The organism is Streptomyces sp. SAI-127, from assembly GCF_029894425.1.
Classification (GTDB): Bacteria; Actinomycetota; Actinomycetes; order Streptomycetales; family Streptomycetaceae; genus Streptomyces.
In genome coordinates, this window is the sequence record NZ_JARXYJ010000001.1 from 4,152,368 (window position 1) to 4,173,172 (window position 20,805).

At 68.7% G+C, this 20,805-nt stretch carries 17 protein-coding genes and 1 pseudogene; 7 read left to right on the forward strand and 11 right to left on the reverse strand.

Features of this window, described 5'->3' with window-relative positions:
- Positions 1–648: 648 nt before the first annotated feature.
- Complete coding sequence (locus M2157_RS18840) at positions 649–1,056, reverse strand: ATP-binding protein (RefSeq protein ID WP_280865771.1); 408 nt, start codon at positions 1,054–1,056, stop codon at positions 649–651.
- 215 nt (positions 1,057–1,271) lie between these two features.
- Here M2157_RS18840 and M2157_RS18845 point away from each other — a divergent pair, with 215 nt between their 5' ends.
- From M2157_RS18845 to M2157_RS18860, 4 genes and pseudogenes are all read left to right on the forward strand, one after another.
- Positions 1,272–2,126: a helix-turn-helix transcriptional regulator gene (locus M2157_RS18845; protein WP_280865773.1), complete on the forward strand. Its 855-nt coding sequence runs from the start codon at positions 1,272–1,274 to the stop codon at positions 2,124–2,126.
- A gap of 8 nt (positions 2,127–2,134) precedes the next feature.
- On the forward strand, positions 2,135–2,332 hold the full coding sequence (locus tag M2157_RS18850; protein ID WP_280862928.1) for a DUF397 domain-containing protein: 198 nt from the start codon (positions 2,135–2,137) through the stop codon (positions 2,330–2,332).
- Positions 2,333–2,405: 73 nt separating this feature from the next.
- Positions 2,406–2,600: pseudogene (locus tag M2157_RS18855) on the forward strand (DUF397 domain-containing protein); the annotation flags it as partial.
- Positions 2,601–2,675: 75 nt separating this feature from the next.
- Complete coding sequence (locus tag M2157_RS18860) at positions 2,676–3,338, forward strand: class I SAM-dependent methyltransferase (protein ID WP_280862929.1); 663 nt, start codon at positions 2,676–2,678, stop codon at positions 3,336–3,338.
- A gap of 68 nt (positions 3,339–3,406) precedes the next feature.
- Here M2157_RS18860 and M2157_RS18865 read toward each other — a convergent pair whose 3' ends face one another.
- Complete coding sequence (locus M2157_RS18865) at positions 3,407–4,225, reverse strand: oxidoreductase (protein WP_280865774.1); 819 nt, start codon at positions 4,223–4,225, stop codon at positions 3,407–3,409.
- A 270-nt stretch (positions 4,226–4,495) separates the two neighbouring features.
- Between M2157_RS18865 and M2157_RS18870 the strand changes: the two genes are divergently transcribed.
- Positions 4,496–5,935, forward strand: coding sequence for a DUF234 domain-containing protein (locus M2157_RS18870; RefSeq protein WP_280865775.1), 1,440 nt, complete (start codon positions 4,496–4,498; stop codon positions 5,933–5,935).
- Positions 5,936–5,937: 2 nt separating this feature from the next.
- Here the strand turns inward: M2157_RS18870 and M2157_RS49130 are convergent, their stop codons facing one another.
- From M2157_RS49130 to M2157_RS18915, 9 genes are all read right to left on the reverse strand, one after another.
- Positions 5,938–6,588: a DUF1266 domain-containing protein gene (locus tag M2157_RS49130; protein ID WP_348541795.1), complete on the reverse strand. Its 651-nt coding sequence runs from the start codon at positions 6,586–6,588 to the stop codon at positions 5,938–5,940.
- A gap of 770 nt (positions 6,589–7,358) precedes the next feature.
- Positions 7,359–7,640 carry a hypothetical protein gene (locus tag M2157_RS18880; RefSeq protein WP_280865777.1) on the reverse strand — a complete coding sequence of 94 codons (282 nt, stop codon included), beginning with the start codon at positions 7,638–7,640 and terminating at the stop codon, positions 7,359–7,361.
- Positions 7,637–12,301 carry a putative T7SS-secreted protein gene (locus tag M2157_RS18885; protein WP_280865779.1) on the reverse strand — a complete coding sequence of 1,555 codons (4,665 nt, stop codon included), beginning with the start codon at positions 12,299–12,301 and terminating at the stop codon, positions 7,637–7,639. The genes M2157_RS18880 and M2157_RS18885 overlap by 4 nt, the downstream gene beginning before the upstream one ends.
- On the reverse strand, positions 12,301–12,900 hold the full coding sequence (locus M2157_RS18890; protein WP_280865780.1) for a hypothetical protein: 600 nt from the start codon (positions 12,898–12,900) through the stop codon (positions 12,301–12,303). The genes M2157_RS18885 and M2157_RS18890 overlap by 1 nt, the downstream gene beginning before the upstream one ends.
- Positions 12,897–13,295: an SseB family protein gene (locus M2157_RS18895; protein WP_280862936.1), complete on the reverse strand. Its 399-nt coding sequence runs from the start codon at positions 13,293–13,295 to the stop codon at positions 12,897–12,899. The genes M2157_RS18890 and M2157_RS18895 overlap by 4 nt, the downstream gene beginning before the upstream one ends.
- A gap of 74 nt (positions 13,296–13,369) precedes the next feature.
- On the reverse strand, positions 13,370–14,434 hold the full coding sequence (locus tag M2157_RS18900) for a hypothetical protein (protein ID WP_280863818.1): 1,065 nt from the start codon (positions 14,432–14,434) through the stop codon (positions 13,370–13,372).
- A gap of 119 nt (positions 14,435–14,553) precedes the next feature.
- Positions 14,554–15,495, reverse strand: a complete 942-nt coding sequence (locus tag M2157_RS18905; protein WP_280862937.1) for an N-acetylneuraminate synthase family protein — start codon at positions 15,493–15,495, stop codon at positions 14,554–14,556.
- A 14-nt stretch (positions 15,496–15,509) separates the two neighbouring features.
- On the reverse strand, positions 15,510–16,760 hold the full coding sequence (locus M2157_RS18910; RefSeq protein ID WP_280862938.1) for an acylneuraminate cytidylyltransferase: 1,251 nt from the start codon (positions 16,758–16,760) through the stop codon (positions 15,510–15,512).
- A gap of 35 nt (positions 16,761–16,795) precedes the next feature.
- Positions 16,796–18,139 carry a DUF6716 putative glycosyltransferase gene (locus M2157_RS18915; RefSeq protein WP_280862939.1) on the reverse strand — a complete coding sequence of 448 codons (1,344 nt, stop codon included), beginning with the start codon at positions 18,137–18,139 and terminating at the stop codon, positions 16,796–16,798.
- Positions 18,140–18,337: 198 nt separating this feature from the next.
- Here M2157_RS18915 and M2157_RS18920 point away from each other — a divergent pair, with 198 nt between their 5' ends.
- Entirely contained in the window at positions 18,338–19,324 is a 987-nt protein-coding gene (locus M2157_RS18920; protein ID WP_280862940.1) for a glycosyltransferase family 2 protein, read from the forward strand.
- On the forward strand, positions 19,324–20,664 hold the full coding sequence (locus M2157_RS18925) for an alpha-2,8-polysialyltransferase family protein (protein ID WP_280862941.1): 1,341 nt from the start codon (positions 19,324–19,326) through the stop codon (positions 20,662–20,664). Before M2157_RS18920 ends, M2157_RS18925 begins: the two co-directional genes overlap by 1 nt.
- The last annotated feature ends 141 nt before the right edge of the window (positions 20,665–20,805 follow it).

A 20,805-nucleotide genomic window follows, 5' to 3' on the forward strand; every position in this document is an offset into this window, starting at 1 on the left:
CAACCCGCCGGGGGAAGAAAATATGGCCGCTCGACGCATGGATGAGATTTGAGGTGGGTAGGAACCTCTTTTCCCACACATACCATGCTGCGCCTGCGTCCGGCGGCTCTGTTCATTTGTCGGAACGACATTGGGACCGGGTGGGGGCGGGTTCGGGTCATCACCGTCGGGTGCGGGTGCGGCTCCATGGAGTGATCGGCGGTGGTGGGCGGGGGGCGGGACCTCGGGAAAGCCGCACCTGGCTTACAGGTCCGCCGAACTCTGCCGGGAGCCGCGCCGAGATGCTGGAAGTCGGCGCCTGTGATTGTGGCCACGCTTTGCGCTCCGCGGGCCCCGGCTCCCATTGACCACTCGATCTCACCCCCAGGAACCGGCCGACGCCGCCGAAGCCACCACCCCACCCGGCGTACATACGCCACGCGACCGCGCCCCGGCGACGCCGGACCGTGACGCAGCGGACTCTGACCCCATGGACCTGGCCCCGCTCCCCTCGGGCCGCCCGCTCGCTTCTCCCCCGTGCTGAAGCGAGCCGCGTCTGGAGTGCGCCCGGACGGCCATCGGCGCAGCCGACGCGGAGCGCCCTTGACGCGGCTCGCGGAAGCACGACCGTGACGAAGAAGCGGGCGCCCCCTGGCCCCACGGCTCCTCCTAAGCGGCGGCCAGCTCACACCACACGAACTTCCCCCGATTGCCGTGCCTGGCCAACGGCTGCCACCCCCACAGATCGGCGCACGCCTTGACCAGCGCCAACCCCCGCCCCTCCTCCACCTCCCCCATGCTGTTCAACTCACCGGGCGGCTCCGGAGGTGCAGGGTCCGCATCCCAGGCCCCGATCCGCAGCACCCCCGCCGACCAGCGCACCCTGAGGGCGGCCGGCCCCTTCGTATGCCGTACGGCATTGGAGACCAGCTCGGCCGCGAGCAGCTCCGCGGTGTCGGTGAGGCGGATCAGACCGTGCATCGTGAGGATGAGCCGGAGGGTGCGGCGGGCGACGGTGACGGCTCGGATGTCGTTCGGGATGTAGAGGGCGTACTCCCAGGGGGCGTTTTCGGGCATGGGTCAACTCCAGTTCTGGAGGGGGCTTCGGGTGGTGGCAGTGCCGCAGCCGTCATGGCAGGACGGGGCGGTGCGCTTCCGGGATCCCGGCGATTCCACAGAGTGTGCGTCGCGTCACTGACAGTAGACCTGCAATTCGAGGTCTAGCAACCTGATCGCGTAATCTGTCCCCGAACGAGCCACGCCTGTGGGCGTGTTGATCCGAGGAGCACTCCATGGCGGGACTGAGGCCTGAACCGACCGCACGGCAGATGCGACTGGGAACCGAACTGCGCAGACTGCGGGAGAAGGCTGGCCTCACCGGACGCGAGGCGGCTGCCCTGCTCGGCGTGAGCTCCGGCCAGATCAGCCAGATCGAATCCGCCCTGACCGGCGTGAGCGAGAAACGCTTGCGCAGCATGGCGGCCAACTACTCCTGCTCCGACGAGAAGTTGATCTCAGCCCTGGTACACGTGGCCACCGACCGGACCCGCGGCTGGTGGGAGGAGTACCGGGGGCAGTTGCCCACGCCGTTCCTGGACCTCTCCGAGCTGGAACACAACGCCACCTTCCGATGGGACGTGGACTTGCTGCATGTGTCGGGCCTCCTCCAGACCGAGGACTACGCACGGGCTCTCTTCTCGACCCGCATCCCTGAGCTCCCCGATACCGACCGCGAGCTGCGTGTGCGGCATCGCATGCAGCGTCGAGCAATCCTCGAAAGGCCCACACCGATTCCCTACCAGGCCTTGATCCACGAGGCAGCACTACGAATCAGGGTCGGCGGCCGGGCCACCTCGCTGGCCCAACTCGCCCGAATCCTGGAGCTCTCCGAAGCAGGCCACATCACCGTCCGAGTGATCCCGTTCACTCTGGAGCGCTTCGACGACACGGGCAGCGCAATGATCTACGCCGGTGGCGGCATCCCGAGGTTGGACACTGTGGTCCGCGACGCTCCGCACGGCACGGCGTTCATCGACGCGGAGGCCCAACTCGGCGTATTCCGAACACTCTTCCGTAGAGTAGAGGCGTCGTCACTCGATCCCGAACAGTCACGCGACCTGATCCACAATCTGGCCAAGGAACTGTGAGGCACCCTATGAGCACGCGCGAAGTCTGGCGGAAGTCGTCCTACTCCGGCGGCGGCGACGGCAATGCCTGCGTGGAGATCGCAACGCACCCCACCCACATAGCCATCCGCGACTCCAAGACGCCGACCGGCGCCATCCTCGCCTTCCCGCCCGACACCTTCACCACCTTCCTCGAAGCCCTGAAGTCCCCGCACCCCACCGTCTGATGACCGCCGGGGGAACTCCGCGCGGCACTCCCCACCAACGTGTTGGCCAAGGAGCTGTGAGGCACAGGCGACCACCCCCGACAACTGGCGGAGGTCGTCATACTCAGGCCCCGGCGACGGCGACTCCTGCGTGGAGATCGCAACCCACCCCACCCACATAGCCATCCGCGACTCCAAAACCCCGGCCGGTGTCACCCTCACCTTCCCGCCCGGCACCTTCACCGCCTTCCTCGAAGCCCTCAAGTCCCCGCACCCCACCGCCCGATGACCGCCAGGCAAACTCCTCGCGGCACCCCGCAACTTCCCACCCGCCGCTCCAAGACCCCCCGCTAGGGTGCAGCCCGTGAACGCCGAGAACCCCGACTTCATACGGGCCACCCGAACCGCGTACGACACGATCGCCGAGCCCTACACCGAGCAGTTCTCCGAGTGGGCCGGCATCCCCACGCTGGACAGAACCCAGATCACCGGCTTCGCGGAGTTGGTGAAGGAGCAGAGCAAGGGCCCCGTGGCCGACATCGGCAGCGGACCGGGCCACGTGACCGCCCAACTCGCCGCACTCGGCATCCCGGTCTTCGGCGTGGACGTCTCCCCGAAGATGGTCGAACTGGCCCGCAGAGCCCATCCGGACCTCCGCTTCCACGTGGGTTCGATGACGTCGCTCGACCTACCGTCGGAAACCCTGGGCGGCATCACCGCGCTGTACTCGATCATCCACGTCCCGGACGACCACCTCCCCACGGCCTTCGCAGAGTTCCACCGCGTCCTGGCTCCCGGCACCCACGCTCTGATCGGCTTCCAGTACGAGCCCGGCGGCACCCACATGCACCTCGACGAACGCTTCGGCCACAAGATCTCCCTGGACTACTACCTACGCGCACCGGAGGCAGTGGTCGAACCGCTGATCAAGGCAGGCTTCGAGGTGATCGTCCGAGTACTCAGGGAGCCCCTCGGCGAGGAAAAGCTGTCCCGGGCGTTCCTGGTGGCAAGGAAACCGGCGGCGTAAGACGCATCCGCCCGCACGCTGAGCCGAAACACGACACGACCCGGCTTTCGCGAAAGTCTCTGCAGATCTCAGCCGGCGAGCTTGTTCGTCTTGCGGATCTGTCCGTCGAAGACCCCGGCGGGAAGGATACGGCGCGCCGCGCTGACGAGCCGGGCCTGCCGGCCGGCGGTGTACCGCACCTTCGGCTTGGAGTCGGTGGCGGCCGCGACGATCGCCTTCGCGACGGTGGCGGGGTCGTCGCCGTCCTCGTTGACCGCCACCGCCAGTTTGTCGGCGATGCGCCGCTGCTCCGCGTAGATGTCCATGGGCATGTCGGGCTCGACAGTGTTCGCCTCGAACGCGGACTTGGTACCCCCCGGCTGGACGATGAGGGCGCGGACCCCGTACTCGCGGATCTCGTGGTCCAGGGACTCGGTGTACCCCTCGAGCGCGTGCTTGGACGCCGAGTAGGTGGCCATGTAGGGCGCCGGGAGGAACCCGAGGACGGACGAGATGTTGATGATGCGCCCGCTTCCCTGGGCGCGCATGTGCGGGAGAACGGCCTTGGTCATGCGCATCACACCGAAGAGGTTGATGTTGAAGAGGCGCTGGGCCTGCTCGAGAGAGTTCTCCTCGGCGGCGCCCGAGGAGCCGATGCCCGCGTTGTTGACCAGGACGTCGATCCGCCCGAACCGCTCGATCACCTGCCCGACCGCGGCAGTGACCGAATCGTCGCTGCCCACGTCGAGGGCGAGGAACGTCACGCCGTCGCGACGGTCGGCTCCCGAGGTCTTCCGGCTCGTGCCCACCGTCTCGAACCCCGCTGCGGCGAGCGCGAGGGCGGCCGCCCTTCCGATACCTGTGGACGCGCCTGTCACGAGTGCCACCGGTCGGTTTGTCGTAGTCATTGCGGCCTCCAAAACCCATTGCCATACGTTCGTATGTCTTACGGTCATAAGACTAACCAGGAGGACGGATGGTTGGCAAGGGGTCTTCGGCTGTGAGAGCCCCTCGGCGAGGAGAAGCCGGCCAGGGCGTTCCTGGTGGCGAGGAAACCGGCGCAGGACAGCGTCGCCCGGCACGTTGGGACCACTTCGGCGTGCCAGAAAGGCAACCAAGGACAAAGTAAGATTCAATCTACGTAAGAGTGGATCTGCGTTAGTTGCGGAGGTCGTCACGTGGAGTTTCATGGTCGGGCCACAGATCTCGAACGGTTGACTGAGCAGCTCGCGTCGGTGACAGAAGGTAGTGGGGTCACTCGGGGGCGAGCTGTGATCATGACTGGTCGGCGCCGGGTGGGAAAGTCGCGGCTGGTTCAGGAGTTCTGCGACCGCTCGGGAGTGCCGTACGTGGTGTTTCAGGCCACGCGCGGGCGTAATCCCGTGACGGAGCGTGCCGAATTTGCCGCAGCTCTTGCGCACTCTCCGCTGCCGGCGGCGGAGCTGGTCGCCGGTCTCCAGGCACAGGACTGGAACCAGGCCCTGCGTTCGCTGGCGCTCGCGATCAACGATGACTCACCCAGCATCGCGGTGATCGACGAGGTGCCATGGCTGGTCGAGCAGGATCAGGAGTTCGAGGGCGCACTGCAGACCGTCTGGGACCGTCATCTGTCCTCCAAGCCGGTGTTGCTCCTGCTCGTCGGCAGCGATGTGTCGGTGATGGAGGCGTTGCAGTCGTACGGACGGCCGTTCTTCGGTCGGGCGGCGAAGATGACCGTCCATCCCCTCAACCTCGCCGACGTGCAGGCCATGACCGAGCTGAACGCGGCAGACGCCGTGGATGCCCAGCTGATCACGGGAGGATTTCCGGAGATCGTGCAGTCGTGGCGTCCGGGAATGAGTCGCATCGACTTCCTCCGGGCTTCCGTCGCCACCCCCCTCTCTGCCTTGTTGGTGGCCGGCGAGCTGTCCCTGTTGGGTGAGTTCCCGGAAGCGTCGCACTCACGGGCCGTACTGGAAGCGATCGGCAGTGGTGAGCGCACGTTCAGCGCGATCGCGGCCCAGGCCGGTGGTGGCGGAGCGCTGCCGTCCGGCACACTTTCGCCGCTGCTGACCACTCTGCAGGCCAAGCGGGTTCTGACTGCCGATCTCCCGCTCTCCGTCAAACCCGACAGCAAGAACAAGCGCTACCGGATCGCTGACCCGTACCTGCGGTTCTGGCTGGCGTTCCTGCAGCGCGCGATCCCGCTCATCGAGCGCGGGCGTGGCGACGTGGCACTGGAACGCATCGAACGATCCTGGACCACCTGGCGTGGTCGTGCGGTCGAGCCGCTGATTCGCGAGTCATTGCTGCGCCTGCTTCCGGACGGTGAATGGACCGAGACCGAGGCCATCGGCGGCTGGTGGAACCGGCAGAACAACCCCGAGATCGACCTCATCGGCGCAGACCGTGAGCCGGTGGCCCGGCAGGTGCACTTTGTCGGGTCGATCAAGTGGCTCGAGAACCAGCCCTTCGGCCGTCATGAGTACGACGCACTCGTCCGGGACATGCTTGCCGTCCCCGGCGCCGATCCCGACACCGCACGTGTCGTGGTCTCACGCTGCGGGGTGGCAGACGGTCTGCCGCTGACCGCGCATTGGGGGCCGGAGGATCTCGTACGGGCATGGCAGCCCCGATAGCCCTATCGGAAGGGAATGTTGAGCCAGGGACTGCCTGGGTCCGAGGTCAGGATCCTGTGGACGGTGACCATGTCCTGGTACCAACTGCCGAACTTCTCGTTGTCGAACTGCAGACAGCGGCCGAGGATGAAGGCGGCGGAGAAGTCCTCCCAGGACTCATAGCAGCGGGCTGAGTTGTACCCGGCCTCGACGACGGCTGCCTCCGCTTCCGGCAGGTCGCAGTAGCGCGTGCTCAGACCCCAGCGGGCCATGCAGGAGGCGCGGCCCAGGTCCCAGGCGTCGGCGGAGGTGACGTACTGCCCGTCACCGAGGATGCCGTCGGCGCGCATACGGGCCTCGTAGCGGGTGATACGGCCAATGAGGTGCTGGACGCCCTTGATGCGCGCCTCGGTCTCCGCCGCAGGGACGGGTTCGGTCTTCGTGATGCCGTCCGGGGTGAGAAGGGTTTCGCCCTCCGCACGCTGGCGCAGAACCCGCGCGGCCGAGTCCCTCCAGAAGGCGGTCTCGACGTAACCGCCGAAGTCACGGGCGATGACGCGGCGCAGACCGAGGGCGAATTCCCAGACCGGGTTGGCGCCGTCGGTGGACAGCAGGGCGTGCTGCTGGGCCTGCCACTGCTGATGGCTTGTTATGCCCCACGAGGTTCGCAGCATTTCGCGTTCCGCGGGGTAGCCCTGACCGTGGTACGCCAGGGCGTTCCACGGTAGGCCTTGGCGGACGATGAGGTGGGCACCGCAAGCCAGCCCATGGGCCACGGGTCCGTGCAATGGGCCGCCCACCCGAAGAGTCCGCAGTGCTGCCTCGTCCGAGGGGCCCTTCTTTCGGTCGGTGTACTGGCCCCAGGCGTGGGCGTGCGGCGGCGCGGAGGGAAGGAATGCCTCGCACGGTGTCCTGGGATTGACAACGATCATCGGCGGGTCGGTCGGATCCCAGACCTTCGCGAACCACGAAAGCGGATACCAGTCGAACACGCGATGCGGTTCGGGCACGGGCAACATGCCCTCGGTGTAGACAGCCCAGATCCTCCCACCGGCGACTCGGGGGTCGGACTCGAAGAGGGGGCGAATATCAGTGGCCCTGGCGTCCACCTTGTCGCGCTGGATCTCGAAGTACACCCGAGTCTGCGCAAGTGCATCGAAGTACGCGGGCCAGTCGTCACGAGACTTGGCGTCCAGCAGCGCTTGCTCGACTTCTGAGGGAGGGTTCCAGGAAGGCGGAGTGGGAGGACCGAAGCCCGCGGGAGCCGGACCGAACGACATTCTTCACCTGTTGCTTCTCAGGAAATTGAACGCATCTTATTGCTTCGAGCATGTCCGCCGGGCCCCATGTCCGCCCCCGGCATACCTGGCGGCCTGGTACCCGATACAGGACACCTTCGGGCTGCCAAGAAAGGCAGCCAAGGTGAGAGTTGATAGTCACCTATTCATTGCCTCGGAGGTCCCACTCGTATTCTTACCTGATGGTCGCGATCAACTAGATCCGCCACTACACCATCGATACGCTCTCCCACCTCTGGCCAATCCTCAGGATCAGAAGATTCCCCAGGGGGATTATAGGATATTACGTCGACAAATCCTTGCGCCTTCGAAATTCCGTCCAATTTCACGAAGAAGCCAAAGGGGAAACGTGCCGCAACGATGCCTGTGACAGGTGAACCCACCGTATGGGTCTCCTTAATGCGCCGCCATTCCTCTTCATCGTTCATTTATGCCATTCCCTGGGGTAATTATTCAGACGCTCCACTGCGGTATTTGGTATCTCCAGTTCCGTTAGTGGCCCCCCTTCATACGGATGCTCAAATATTGCAAAGTACTTTTCATAGTCGCCCACGGGTATCCGCACCTCGATTATGCCCTCTTTGTAATGAGAGGCATAGCGCTCGGCCAGCTCCCTTTCCTTTGCAAAGTAGGCCATGCCGTTCATATACGGGTCGTCCGGACCACCCGGGAAGTCTGAAGCTAGGTAGCCATTTTCGTACTGATGCTGACCTTGGCCTCTCTGCGGTGCTTTGAAGAGGCTCTGCTCGCCCTCGCCGGGTTCACAGGGTGTGAGGCCGAGTGGATCGGCCCAGATGAGCGGATTGTGGACGTAAGTGGTGGGGTTCGGTGCGGGGATGAGACCGAGGGGATCAGGAGTGAGGTACCGGGCCGTTTCGGGGTCGTAGTGCCGGAAGTAGTTGTAGTGGAGCCCCGTCTCCGGGTCGAAGTACTGGCCCGGAAAGCGGAGCGGGGTATATGCCGTGCTGTCCGCAGCCCATGCCGTGGTGCCCCAGAGGGTGGTGCGGGTGCGCCAGGCTATGTCGCCGGCCTCGTCGATGAGTTCGGTCGGAGTGCCGACCAAGTCCGTGACGATGGCGAAGAAGCGGGAGTCGATTTCGTCCTGGGGGGCATCGGCCGCCGTGATGCGTTCCGTCTGGGCGATCGGGTGCAGGCCCTGGTGGTCCCACGTCAGCGTGACCGGGTTGGGGTGGGACGGGGACGTCGTGGTCTGTTCGCAAAGGGTTGTGCCGTCCCAGGTGAAGTCGACCTGTTCCAGGACCGATTCGCCGTCGGGGGCCAGGCGCTGCTTCGCGATCCGGCGGCCCAACGGGTCGTAGCGGTAGCGCCAGCGAGTGCCGTCCGGAGTCGTCACGGAAGTGAGGCGGTCCTCCACGTCCCACTCGTAGCGCCAGGTGTCCGGCTTGCGGGACAGGCGGGTCTTCTGGCGGAGGGTGATGCGGCCCGCCTCGTCGTGTTCGTAACGGATGGCGCCCGCGCGAGTGATACGGGTGCCCACGTACTCCCGGGCGCCGACCGATTCGCTGCTCGGGTGTTCGGCCGGCCAGGACGCATGTGTCTGGTTTCCCGCTTCGTCGTACGCGTACGTCTCCGTCCAGTTCGCCGCGTGGACCGCCGTCACCCGGCCCGCCGCATCGACGTCGAAGTGGCGGGTGCCGTTCAGGTCGTCGTCGATGGCGGTGAGGTTGCCGTCGGCTCGGTAGGTGTATGCGCGGTGCTGGAGGCGGTGGCCTGTCGGGCCGGTCAGGTCCTGTTTCGTCAGGCGGCCCAGCGGGTCGAAGGCCTGGCTCAGGGTCACCGACTCGCCGATGTGGCGGGTCAGTTCGCGGCCTGCCTCGTCGTGGGTGAAGGTGAGGGTGCGGCCCGAGGCCACCATTCCGGTGCGGTTGCCCGACGCGTCGTACGACCACTTCGTCGTCGCGCCGGTGGGGGTGGTGCGGCCCGTTCTGCGGCCCAGCTCGTCGTAGGTGTAGGTGAGCGTGCGGTCGTTCACCGTCTCCGACAGCACCCGGCCCGCCTCGTCCCGGTGCAGCCTCAGGACCGCGTCCGGGCCCGTCGCCTCCGCCAGGGCGCCCGACGGGTCGTAGGCGTATGTCGTGACCGCCCCGGCCGCCTCCTTGCGGGTCACCCGGCCCAGGACGTCACGGGAGAAGGTGAGCGGGTCGCCGGATGCCGTGGTGCTGGCGCTCAGTTGGCCTGCCGGGTCGTGCGTGTAGGTCAGCGTGCGGTCGTCGAAGTCCGTCTCCGCGATCAGGCGGCCCGCCGGGTCGTACTCATAACTCCACGTCAGACCCTGCGGATTCGTGACCTTCGTCAGGCGCAGTTCCGTGTCGTGGGCGAACTCGTAGCGCACGCCGTCCGGGCCCGTGCGGGCCGCCAACAGGTCGAAGTGGGTGTATTCGTAGCGGGAGACCGCGCCCAACGCGTCCGTGTGGGCCGTGCAGTTGCCCTCGGCGTCGTACGTCCAGGATTCCGCCGTGCCGTCCGCCGCCGTACGGCGGGACAGGCGGCCCTCCACCGTCCACTCCAGGTGGGTCACAGCGCCCGTCGGGTCCGTGATCGTCACCGGGCGGCCGAAGGCGTCGCGTTCGTAGCGGGTCACCGCGCCCAGGGGGTCGGTGATCTCCAGGGGAAGGCCCGCCGCATTGCAGTGGACCCGTGTGGTGTCCCCCAGGGCGTTGGTGACGGACTCCAGGTGACCCTGGTCGTCGTACGTGAAGCGAGTCGTCGTCCCCGAGGCGTCGGTCACCGCCGTGCGGTTGCCGAACTCGTCGAACTGCTGGGTGACGTGGGTGCCGTCCGCGCCGGTCACCGCGACGGGCAGGCCGCCGCCGTTGTAGGCGATGCTGGTGTAGCGGCCGTCCGGGCGGACCGCCAGGACCGTGCGGCCCGCCCCGTCGTAGGCATAGCCACGCGTGCGGCCCAGTGGGTCGGTGACGGTCAGCGGGCGGTGCGCGTGGTCGTAGGTGGTGTGGGTCGTGGCGCCGTCCGGGGCGGTTTCCGCCACCACCTGAAGGTCGCCGTTGACCTCGTAACGGGTGCTGTGGCCCAGCGAGTTGACCGCTGTGACGGTTCGACGACCGGTGGCCGGGTCCGGGTCGCCGTAGGTGTACGTGTTGCGCAGGTGGCCCGCCTCGCCGCCTTGAGAAACACACCGGTCCTCGTCGTCGTAGGCGTAGTGGTACGAGGAGTCGTTCGTGTCCGTCCACGCCGTGATCCGGCCGATCGCGTCGTTGGCGAAACGGGTCGGCAGGCCCGAGGAGTTCGTCACCGTGGACAGGTGGCTGTGCGTGTCGTAGGTGAAGCGGACCAATTCGATGTCGTCGGCCAGGTGCAGGGCCGTGATCCGGCCGCCCTCGGTCGTGATCCTCAGGTCGTAGCCGGACGAGTGCACGATGCCCGTGGGGGCGCCCTCGTCGTCGTACTCGAAGGTCAGCCACTGGCTGCCCGAGCGGTCGATCAGCTGGGAAAGCAGGGCTGTGCCGTCGCCGCCCGGGCCCGCGAAGTCCCAGACGCGGCCGGACTCCGGGTCGGTGACCGTGTAGTCGCCCCGCTCGTCCACCGTCAGCGGCCAGGAAGCGCCCGCCGTCGGCAGCACCGGGACGCCTGGCGCCGGGTGCGGGTACGCCAGCAACGAGCCGTCCTCGCGGACGAAGACGACTCCCTCGGCGTCGATCTCCAGGCGCTGGTCCGCCGTCGACGTCCAGCACGGGCCGAACCAGCGCCCCGCCCGGTACGACGACTCGAACTGGCGGGAGAAGATCAGTGGAAGTCGGGCCGGGAGCGTCACATCCGTCTGTGGGAGGGACATGCGGCCGGTGGCCATGTCGATCGGGTCGCCGCCGAACAGCTTGCACTTCAGTTCCCGGGCGACGTCCATGAGTCCCCGGCGCGTGCCTTGGCGTGCGGCTCCCCTCGCCGCGTCCTTGGCAACCCCGCGCAGAGCATCACGCGCAGCCGCCCGGCCCACCCCTCCCGCGCCCTTCCCCCCGATCAGGTTCGACGCGAGATAGCCCATCGCGTCCCCGGGGTCGCTCGACCACCCCGTGCCCAGGATCGACATCGGCAGCCGCTCGGGGTGGGCCGCCGTCCCCACCAGACCTGCCAGCAGCAACTGCGAGTTCTTGCCCCACTCCCCGGGGTGGGTCAGGTTGTACGGGTCCAGCGGATTCACCGTGCGGGCCAGTTTCAGGACGTCCGTGCCGCCGCGCAGCAGGCCGCCCAGGACGTGGACCGAGTTGAGCTGGGTGCCGACGAACAGGTCCGCCGCGCCCGCGCCCAGGCGGTCGGTGAACTCCGGCTTCGGTGGAGCGGACTCCAGGGCGGTGGCTATCTTGCGGCGGGCATCCTGCGCCACCTCGGTGCGCTGGCTGCGGGCGTGGGACAGGATCTCCTCCGCCTCCTGGCGGCCTGTCGTCCCGGGGTCGACGAAATCGCCGGGCTTCGTCGGCTTCACGCCCGGGTCGCCGCCCGTCTCGGCGGTCGCGTTGTACCGCTCGGCCGCCCGGTTGTACGCCGACACCTGCGCGTCGTACGCGTCCGCCGCCCGCCGGGAGGCGTCCTGCGCCCGGCGGTAGGTGTCGATCGCCAGCTGTGCCCGCCGCTGTGCCCATCCCACCATGTCCGCGTACGCGTCCAGTGCGGTGGCCGCCGCCGTGCACGCGTCCGCCGCCGTCAGCCACTGCTTCGGCTGTACGTCGAACTTCGCGCGGAACGCGTCCGCCGCCTGACCCCGCCACTCGCCCGGGTCGAGGGAGCGCATGCCCTGGCCGACGTTCTCGAAGGCGGCCGCGAACTTCCGTAGATGCCCGGCCCGTTCCCTGAGCGCCGGCTCACTGCCGTGGACCAGTTCCTTCGGGTCCTCGCTCTCCCCCAGCGCGCGCTCGGCGACCGTGCCGCCCAGGCGGTTGTTCACGCTCTCGCCGACGTCGCGGACCTTCTCGGCCGCGCCGTCCGCGCCCACGTCCGACAGCAGTCCCGCCGTCTTGTCCGTGCCCCAGCCGACCGCCTCGCCGACACCCTTGTTCAGGCCGTCGGCCGCGCTCTCCAGGCCGTCGCCGAAGTCGTCGACCAGATCCCCGAAGCCCATCAGCCCTCGCCCTCCCCGTCAGGGGTCGCAGACGGGGGCCCGCTCCACTGCCAGTCCGTGCGGGGATCGAAGAGCGCGTCCGGTGTCACCGTCGACGTCTCCACGTCCTCGGCCGCCTGCGACCAGGCCGCCTTCACCTCGTCCTGGCCGGACGTGAAGGACTCCGCGCTGTAGTCGGCGTTCGCCACCTGGGAGACCGGGTTGTCCTTCAGCGTCTCCGACCAGGAACGTTCCTTCACCTCGTCCGGAGAGAGGTACGGGTTGCCCGTGCCCGCCGTCCACACCGACTTCAGGGTGTCGGAGACGTACTGCTCCTGCTCGTGGTAAATCCCCGCTGACAGGCCCAGCCGGCCCGCGAACTCGTTCGCGTCCTGCATCAGCGAACGCACGCCCCAGCCCCAGCGGTCGCAGAAGTCGGCGAAGACCTGCTGGAGGCCGTCGTCGCCGACCTCCAGGCCCGTCATCGACAGGTCGTCGAAGCCGCGGCCCAGGTTCGCCTCGATGTCGAAGCCGAACTCCTTCAGTTCCGCCATCGCCTGGTTGATCCCGCGGGTGATCCGTTCCATCGCCTCCGGATCGACCTGGTAGCCGTCGCTCATGCCGCCGACTCCTTCGAGGGGACGTCCACGGCCACCGCGTCCGGCACGATCCCCGTCACCGGGGGCAGTACGAGACCCGCTTCGCTTCCCGCGTCCACGGCGACGCCCACCGTTCCGCCCACCGCGGGCACCACCTGGTCCAGCAACCGCGCCCCGAACACCGGCACCCACCCGGGTACGGCCTCGCCCCGCGCCTCGGCGAACCGTTCCAGCGCCGCGAGATCCGTGAACGCAAACAGCCAGCGAATCCCGCCCGCCTCCACCGAGAGCACCGAACCGTCCACCACCGGCACCAGCACCTCACCGCGCCTGAACTCCCCTACGAGTTCTCGCAGGTTGCCCTGCCCGGCAGCCGCCAGGTTCGTCAGCCGTTCCCGCAACGCCTCGGCACTCACGCCAGCCGCCCCCGTCGTAGCCCTCATCGAACGTCGCACAAGTGAACGACGATGCTAGACGACGCAGCTGAGAGTCAGCCCGTCGCCACCGCCGACAGCCGGTGCACATCCCGGGCCGTCCCAGTGACCCCCGACAGGAATCCCTGCGCCCGCGGGGAAGCCGTCTCCGTCAGCCAGTCCGGGTCGATGTCGCAGACCGCCACGCGGACCTCCGTACCGGCGAGCGCCAGCGGCAGCGTGTGGACCACGGTCGACGGGAAGCTGAGGATCGTACGGCCGATCGGGCCGCGGCGGGCGATCAGCTCCAGGGGGAGGTCCGGGCGGACGATCTCCAGCCCCGTCTCCACGGCCAGCCGGTGGAGCTTCTCCGTCGCCTCGCGGCGGTGGGCGAAGTAGCGGGTCGCACCGTGGGTCTTGGCCAGGCGGGTGACCGCTTCCAGGTAGCGGTCGGCGTCCACCACGCCTGTCTCCACCAGCGAGGTGCCGACCATGTCCGCGCCCTTCGTGATGCGCGGCGGGCCGAAGCGGCCGCGGGTCCAGGCGAAGGAGTTCACCGACATCGTCACTCCCGGCGGCGCCTCCTCCATCGGCATCGAGGTGAATATCTCGACTCCCCGGCCCGCCCCCGGCGTCAGGCGCTTGCGGGCCGCCGCCGAGATCGGGGCGAAGGCCAGGTCCCGGGGGCTCGGGCGGCCACCCTTGCGGTGCCAGCGCACCAGGCGTTCGCCGCGGGCCAGTTGGGACACGAACTCCATCGTCGCCGTGCCGTCGTCGACCACGACCAGGTCGGTGGCGCGGGTGATGGTCAGGAGCAGCTGTACATAGCGGGAGAAGGGGTCACCCAGGACCACGCGGTCCGCCTTGCGGAGCATGCCCGCGAGGCCCCCGATGGTCTGGAAGGGGGCCGCGGGGCCACCCCTCGCCTCCTCCCAGCGGACCTCGTGGCCCTCCTGGCGGGCGAGTTCCGCCATCCGGCGCAGCTGGCCGCGGGTCATCGGGTCGGTCGGGGACAGCACGACGAGGGTGAGCTCCGCGCCGGAAGCGTGGGCGTGCGCCCACTCCAGCACGTTCAGCAGCTGGACCGGGCTCTCGACGAACGCGAGAGTGTGGGGGCCGGTGTTCCCGGCGCGGGGGCTCATCGACGTACGACCGTCCCGTCGTAAGGCGCTCATGCGGCGCTCGTATGCAGGGGGCGCGCCGGGTCCTCAGGCAGCTGACGCCTGAGGACCCGGCACCTGAGGACTCGACGCCGTGTGGCTCAGACCGAGACCGGCTCGCCCGCGGCGGCCGCGATCTCCGCCTCGGCGACCACACCGGTGACGCGGCGCAGCTTCTTCATGGGGCCGAGCTCGGAGTCGTAGACCTTCTTGACGCCGTCGCCGAGGGAGGCCTCGATGGTGCGGATGTCGCGGACCAGGCGGGTGAGGCCCTGCGGCTCCACCGACGCGGCCTGGTCGGAGCCCCACATCGCACGGTCGAGGGTGATGTGGCGCTCGACGAAGGTGGCGCCGAGGGCGACCGCCGCGAGGGTGGTCTGCAGGCCCGTCTCGTGGCCGGAGTAGCCGATCGGGACGTTCGGGTACTCCTCCTGCAGAGTGTTGATCACGCGCAGGTTGAGCTCCTCGGCCTTCGCCGGGTAGGTCGAAGTGGCGTGGCACAGAAGGATGTTCTCCGAGCCGAGGACCTCGACCGCGTGGCGGATCTGCTTCGGGGTCGACATGCCGGAGGACAGGATGATCGTGCGGCCGGTGGCGCGCAGGGAGCGCAGCAGCTCGTCGTCCGTGAGGGAGGCGCTCGCCACCTTGTGGGCCGGGACGTCGAACTTCTCCAGGAAGGCGACGGCCTCGGTGTCCCACGGGGAGGCGAACCAGGCGATCCCCTTCTCCTTGCAGTACTCGTCGATCTGGCGGTACTCGTCCTCGCCGAACTCCACGCGGTGGCGGTAGTCGATGTAGGTCATCCGGCCCCAGGGGGTGTCGCGCTCGATGTCCCACTGGTCGCGCGGGGTGCAGATCTCGGGCGTGCGCTTCTGGAACTTGACGGCGTCGCAGCCGGCCTCGGCGGCCACGTCGATGAGCTTGAAGGCGTTCTCCAGCTCGCCGTTGTGGTTGATGCCGATCTCGCCGCAGATGTAGACGGGCTGGCCGGGACCGGCGATGCGCTCGGTACCGAACGTGCGGAGGCGGGAGTTAACAGACATGACGGGAACGTTCCTTACTTGTCGAGGGAGTCGAGAGAGGGGCCGAGGATCCAGCTGGCGATCTCTCGGATCGCGCCGTCGCCACCGGGGACGGTGGTGACCGCACGGGCGGCGCCGCGTACCACGTCGTGGGCGCTCGCGACCGCCACGGGCCAGCCCACGAGGGCGAAGCACGGGAGGTCGTTGACGTCGTTGCCGACGTAGAGCACGCGCTCGGGCGCGATGCCCTGCTCCTCGCACCACTGCTTCAGCGCGAGGTCCTTCCGGTCGATGCCGTGCAGCACGGGGATCTTGAGCTTGCGTGCACGGGCGGCGACGACCGGGTTCTGCTCCGTGGAAAGGGTCAGCATCTTCAGGCCCGACCTGCGCAGGGCGGCGATGCCGAGTCCGTCTCCGCGGTGCACGGAGACGAACTCCTTTCCATCGGCGTCGATCAGCACCCGGTCGTCGGTCTGGGTGCCGTCGAAGTCCAGTACGACCGCGTCCACGTCGTCGAAGGACGGCAGGGCGCCGGCGCGGTCCGCGTCGAACAGCGGGGCCAGCGCGCGGGCGCGGGCCAGGTCGTGCGGGTCGTCGATCTCCAGCACACGCGCGGGGTCCGTGCGGACGAGTTCGGTGCGGCCGAAGAAGCGGTGCTGGTGCTTGCGGAAGCCCGGCGCGTCCATCGCGTAGGCGGCGCCGGTCTCCAGGAAGTCCTGGGGGCGGTCCTGGCGGCGGGGGCGGTAGGACTTGTCGTGGTTGACGCCCTGGCCGCCGCCGGTGGCCGCGTCGGCCGCCTCCTGGGAGGACTCGGTGTCCCGCCAGATGAAGCCGTGGAACGGGGCCACGGTGACAGCGGTGTCGGCACCGTCCTCGACGATCGCGGCGGCGACCCCGTCGATGTCCTCGCGGACGATGAAGGGGCTGGTGCACTGCACGAACACCACGACGTCGACGGCCGCGCCGTGCAGGGCCTCGTGGGTGTCCATGGCGTGCAGGACGGCGGCCTCCGAGGTGGCCGTGTCACCGGCGATGGCCGCGGGACGCATCACGACCTCGGCGCCGGCCTCGCGGGCGGCGGCGGCGATCGCCTGGTCGTCCGTGGACACGAGGACGTCCGTCACCAGCCGGGTCGCACGGCACTCGCGCACGGCCCTCGCGACCAGCGGCACACCTCCCACGGGGGCGAGGTTCTTCGCGGGCACACCCTTGGAGCCGCCGCGCGCGGGAATCACCGCGAGCACCCGGCGCACCGAAGCGCCTTGGCCCGCTTGCGGGTTGGACATGGGGTCCACTTCCTTGAATAGCGACTGGAAAGACGTCACAGCTCCCCCATCCGCCGGATCACCGGGGCCACCCGCTGCACCCCGTGCCGGTAGGCGCCCCGGGCCGCGCGGCGGACGATCTGCCGCACCGGGCCCGGCTCCTTGTCGTGGGCGGGGGCGCCGGGCAACGGTGTGCCGTCGGGGCCGAGGTGGTGGCGGGCGAGGATGCCGGGGAGGTAGCCGGGGGCGGTGACGGGTGTGTAGTACGGGGTCAGCGGCGGCCGTTCGGGCGAGGCCAGCAGCTTGGTGATGCGCTCGCGCGCCCCGTCGAAGGCGTGCGCGTACGAGCCGTCCGCGACCACGCCCTGGCGGGCCACCCACTCCTCGTCGGGCACCGGCCGGTGGCCCGCGTCCAGCTGGTCCCAGGAGGCGAGGCAGCCGGAACCGACGAAGTGGTGGTTGCCGAGGACCTCGCGGATGCCCAGGTCGGTCAGGACCGCCGTGGGGACGCTCCGGTGCAGCGACTCCAGGGCCGCCGTGGAGCTGATGGTGACCAGCAGGTCGGTCCGGTCCAGGACCTCGCCCATGTTGCCGTACACCAGACGGAAGTTGGCCGGCGGATCGAGCCGCTGGATCAGCTTCTGGTACGGCAACTCCTCGATGTGCGTGGTGTGTTCGCCGGGCCTGGAGCGCAGCTTGAGCAGCACCTCGCGCTCGGGGTGCAGCCGGGCGTGGCCCACGAGCCGCTCCAGCAGGTACACCCGGTCCCTGCGGTTGTCGGGCACGGAGGGCTGGACCGCGAACACCACGGTGTACGGGTCGTGTTCACCTTCGTAGGCCGCACCGCCCAGGAACGGCAGCGCCACCTCGGTCACGGCGGAGGCATCCGCGCCGACGCCCTCGTACACCGCCCGGAAACGCTCGGCGTCCTGGCGGGAGTTGGCGAGGACCAGGTCGGCTCCGTGCCGTAGGAGCAGGCCGTCGGCGAGCTTCTCGTAGACGACGCCGACATAGCCGGTGACGACCACGGGCCGCTTCTCCAGACCGTCCCAGACCCGCGCCAGGCCGTGCAGCATGGCCTGGACCCCGCCGCCGACCAGGGCCAGCACGACGATGTCGTACGACGTCTCGGCCATGGCGCGCAGGAACTCGACGGCGGTGACCTCCCGCAGGGAGTCCGCACGCACACCGACCTCTTCGAGCTGGCGTGCGGTGGGTGTGGCCCGGCCGCGCAGCAGGAATCCGTCCAGCGCGAGGCCGACTTGCGCCCCGCCTCGCGGTCCGGCTTCCATGGACGGACCCGGAGCGATGCGGTCGGCGGTCAGCGCACCCCATTTCCAGCGGGTGTCGGAGTCCGCGAGGACGGCGATTCGAAGGGACTTCGTTGTACTTGGCGGCACAACGAAGACGCTAGGAAGCAATTTCTAGGTCCTGCCCAACCGCGAATCAACGAGAAGTTAACAAAAGCCCACCGAGAGCCGAACTGGCCCGCCGAAGACCGGGAAGTACACGGGATGCACCGTTCCGACACATCGAGTTCACCCACAGTCCTTCTGCCCGAAAGTTCCGCTGCCGGACCGCCTTCTAGCGTTTCTCGGGTGCCAAAGCTCTCCGTCATCGTGCCGTTCTACAACGTGCAGCAATACGCCCCGGACACCCTCCGAAGTCTTCGCATGAATGCGCGGAAAGATTTCGAGTTCGTGCTGGTGAACGACAAATCAAAGGACGAAACTCCGGCGATTCTCGACCGTGCGGCCGAGGAGCTCTCGGACGTCGCCCAGGTGCAGGTCCTCCACCACGAGACGAACGGAGGGCTCGCCACCGCGCGCAACACCGGCCTGGACGCGGCGCGCGGTGAGTACCTGACCTTCCTGGACGGCGACGACTGGCTCGCGCCGGGCTACCTCACGGAACTGGTCACCGCCATCGAGGACCTGGGCTGTGACTTCGTCCGCACCGACCATGTGCAGACCGTCGCGCGCGCCCGCACCGTGCACCGGGTCCCGATCGGGCGGCGGGGCGAGGTGATGAACCCGCGGGACGCGATCCTGCCCGCCGACCGGTCGACCTCCGTCGACTACGCGTACGCGTGGGCCGGCGCCTACCACCGCCGCCTGCTGGACAAGGGCCTGCTGCACTTCACCGACGGGCTGCGCACGGCCGAGGACCGGCCGTGGATCTGGAAGCTGCACCGCGAGGCCGAGTCGTTCGCCGTGGTGAGTCTGCTGGGGGTGTTCTACCGGCGCGGGGTGGCCTCCTCCCTCACCCAGATCGGCGACGCCCGCCAGCTCGACTTCATCCGCGCCTTCGACCAGGTCATCGAGGAGACGGCGGCCGACCGGGACGCCGACAAGCTGCTCCCCAAGGCGGTGCGCACCTACTGCGCGATCATCGCCCACCATCTCTCCGACGATTCCAAGTGGGAGCCGTCCGTGGCCAAGCAGCTGCGGGCGATGAGCGCGGCGGCCATACAGCGGATGCCGCAGGACGCGCTCGGTGACGTACTCGACACCATGGACCTGCGCCGCTCCGCCAAGCTGCGGCGGCTGCGGCGGCGGATCACCACAGCGAAGGCGGCCGCGTGATGTCCCCCCGTACCCCCCGCACCACGCAGATCTTCTGCGCCTCCACGCTGTACGGCGCGGTCACCCTGGCCGCCGCGATCGACTCCGACCTCTTCGAGGACGCCGAGCGGCGCGTGCTGCTGGTGTTCAACAACACCGCGACGCCGGAGACCTCGCTGCCGCTGGACGCGATGCCGGGCTTCGCGCCGCTGCGCGACCACTTCGACGAGGTGCTCTCCTGGAACGAGGCCATCCGCCCCTTCCACCCGGGCTCCTGGGCCCCCCGCCCGGACGACATCCCCCTCTTCGAGCGCTATCTGCGGCTGCTGTGGGGCCTCGGCGAGGACCGTGTCGAACTGGTCCTGGAGTCCCTCCAGGTCGCCCCCGCCCTCACCGTCGCGCAGATCTTCACCGGCGCCCCGGTGGACGTCTACGCCGATGGCCTGATGAGCTACGGCCCCACCCGCAACAAGCTCGACCCGCTGGTCGGCACGCGCGTGCGGCGGCTGCTCCACCTGGACCTGATCGCGGGGCTCACGCCGATGCTGCTGACCGAGTTCGGCGTACCGCCGGTCGTGGTGCCGACGTCCGCCTTCCTGAAGGCGATGGGCGAACTGACCGCCGTGGAGGAGTTGCCGCCGCTGCCGGACAACGCGGCGCTGCTGCTCGGCCAGTACCTCTCCGCGCTGGACATCCTCTCCCCCGTCGAGGAGGAGGACCTGCACGTACGGATGCTGAAGGGCGCGGTCGCCAAGGGGCACCGCTCGATCGTCTTCAAGCCGCATCCCAGCGCGCCGGCCCGCTTCAGCCGTGCCCTGGAGGCCGAGGCCGAGAAGCTCGGCGTGGACCTCACCGTCCTGGACACCCCGGTGCTCGCCGAGGTGCTGTTCGAGAAGGCACGGCCCGCGCTGGTCGTCGGCTGCTTCTCCACCGCGCTGTTCACGGCCTCCGCCCTCTACGACCTGCCGACCGCCCGCATCGGCACCGAGCTGCTCCTTGAGCGGCTGACGCCGTACCAGAACAGCAACCGGGTCCCGGTGGTGCTGGCCGACGCGGTGCTGGCGGACCTGGAGGGGCGCAAGGGCGAGGAGGCGGTGCCCGCGGACACACTGAACGCCCTGGTGACCGCGCTGAGTTTCACGATGCAGGCGCAGATCCACCCACCGCTGCGCCCGGCCGCGGAACGCTATCTCTCCGAGCACTTCGGCCCACGCACCCGGCGCTACTTCCGAAGGAAGCGCCTGACCTCGCTCGGGCTGCCGGGTGGGATTCCGGAGCGGTTGGCGTTCCTGCCGCACAACGCGACCGCGCGCCGGGTGGTGCGCAGGGCGCGGGCCCTGAAGAAGGCCGTACGGCGATAGGCGACAAGTACTCCCGGTCGAACGGGGCGTGACGGACTTCCGTCACGCCCCGTTCGTGTTTGTTCCGAGCCGTTGTTCACCAACCGTTCGCTCCAGGTTGGGCATGGTCATAGAAAGGTCGTATTTCATTCACGAAGTTGC

Coding starts and splice junctions, on each gene's coding strand:
- M2157_RS18840 (WP_280865771.1), bottom strand. CDS start 1,056: ATGCCCGAAAACGCCCCCTGGGAGTACGCCCTCTACATCCCGAACGAC.
- M2157_RS18845 (WP_280865773.1), top strand. CDS start 1,272: ATGGCGGGACTGAGGCCTGAACCGACCGCACGGCAGATGCGACTGGGA.
- M2157_RS18850 (WP_280862928.1), top strand. CDS start 2,135: ATGAGCACGCGCGAAGTCTGGCGGAAGTCGTCCTACTCCGGCGGCGGC.
- M2157_RS18865 (WP_280865774.1), bottom strand. CDS start 4,225: ATGACTACGACAAACCGACCGGTGGCACTCGTGACAGGCGCGTCCACA.
- M2157_RS49130 (WP_348541795.1), bottom strand. CDS start 6,588: ATGCTGCGAACCTCGTGGGGCATAACAAGCCATCAGCAGTGGCAGGCC.
- M2157_RS18880 (WP_280865777.1), bottom strand. CDS start 7,640: ATGAACGATGAAGAGGAATGGCGGCGCATTAAGGAGACCCATACGGTG.
- M2157_RS18885 (WP_280865779.1), bottom strand. CDS start 12,301: ATGGGCTTCGGGGATCTGGTCGACGACTTCGGCGACGGCCTGGAGAGC.
- M2157_RS18890 (WP_280865780.1), bottom strand. CDS start 12,900: ATGAGCGACGGCTACCAGGTCGATCCGGAGGCGATGGAACGGATCACC.
- M2157_RS18900 (WP_280863818.1), bottom strand. CDS start 14,434: ATGAGCCCCCGCGCCGGGAACACCGGCCCCCACACTCTCGCGTTCGTC.
- M2157_RS18905 (WP_280862937.1), bottom strand. CDS start 15,495: ATGTCTGTTAACTCCCGCCTCCGCACGTTCGGTACCGAGCGCATCGCC.
- M2157_RS18910 (WP_280862938.1), bottom strand. CDS start 16,760: ATGTCCAACCCGCAAGCGGGCCAAGGCGCTTCGGTGCGCCGGGTGCTC.
- M2157_RS18925 (WP_280862941.1), top strand. CDS start 19,324: ATGTCCCCCCGTACCCCCCGCACCACGCAGATCTTCTGCGCCTCCACG.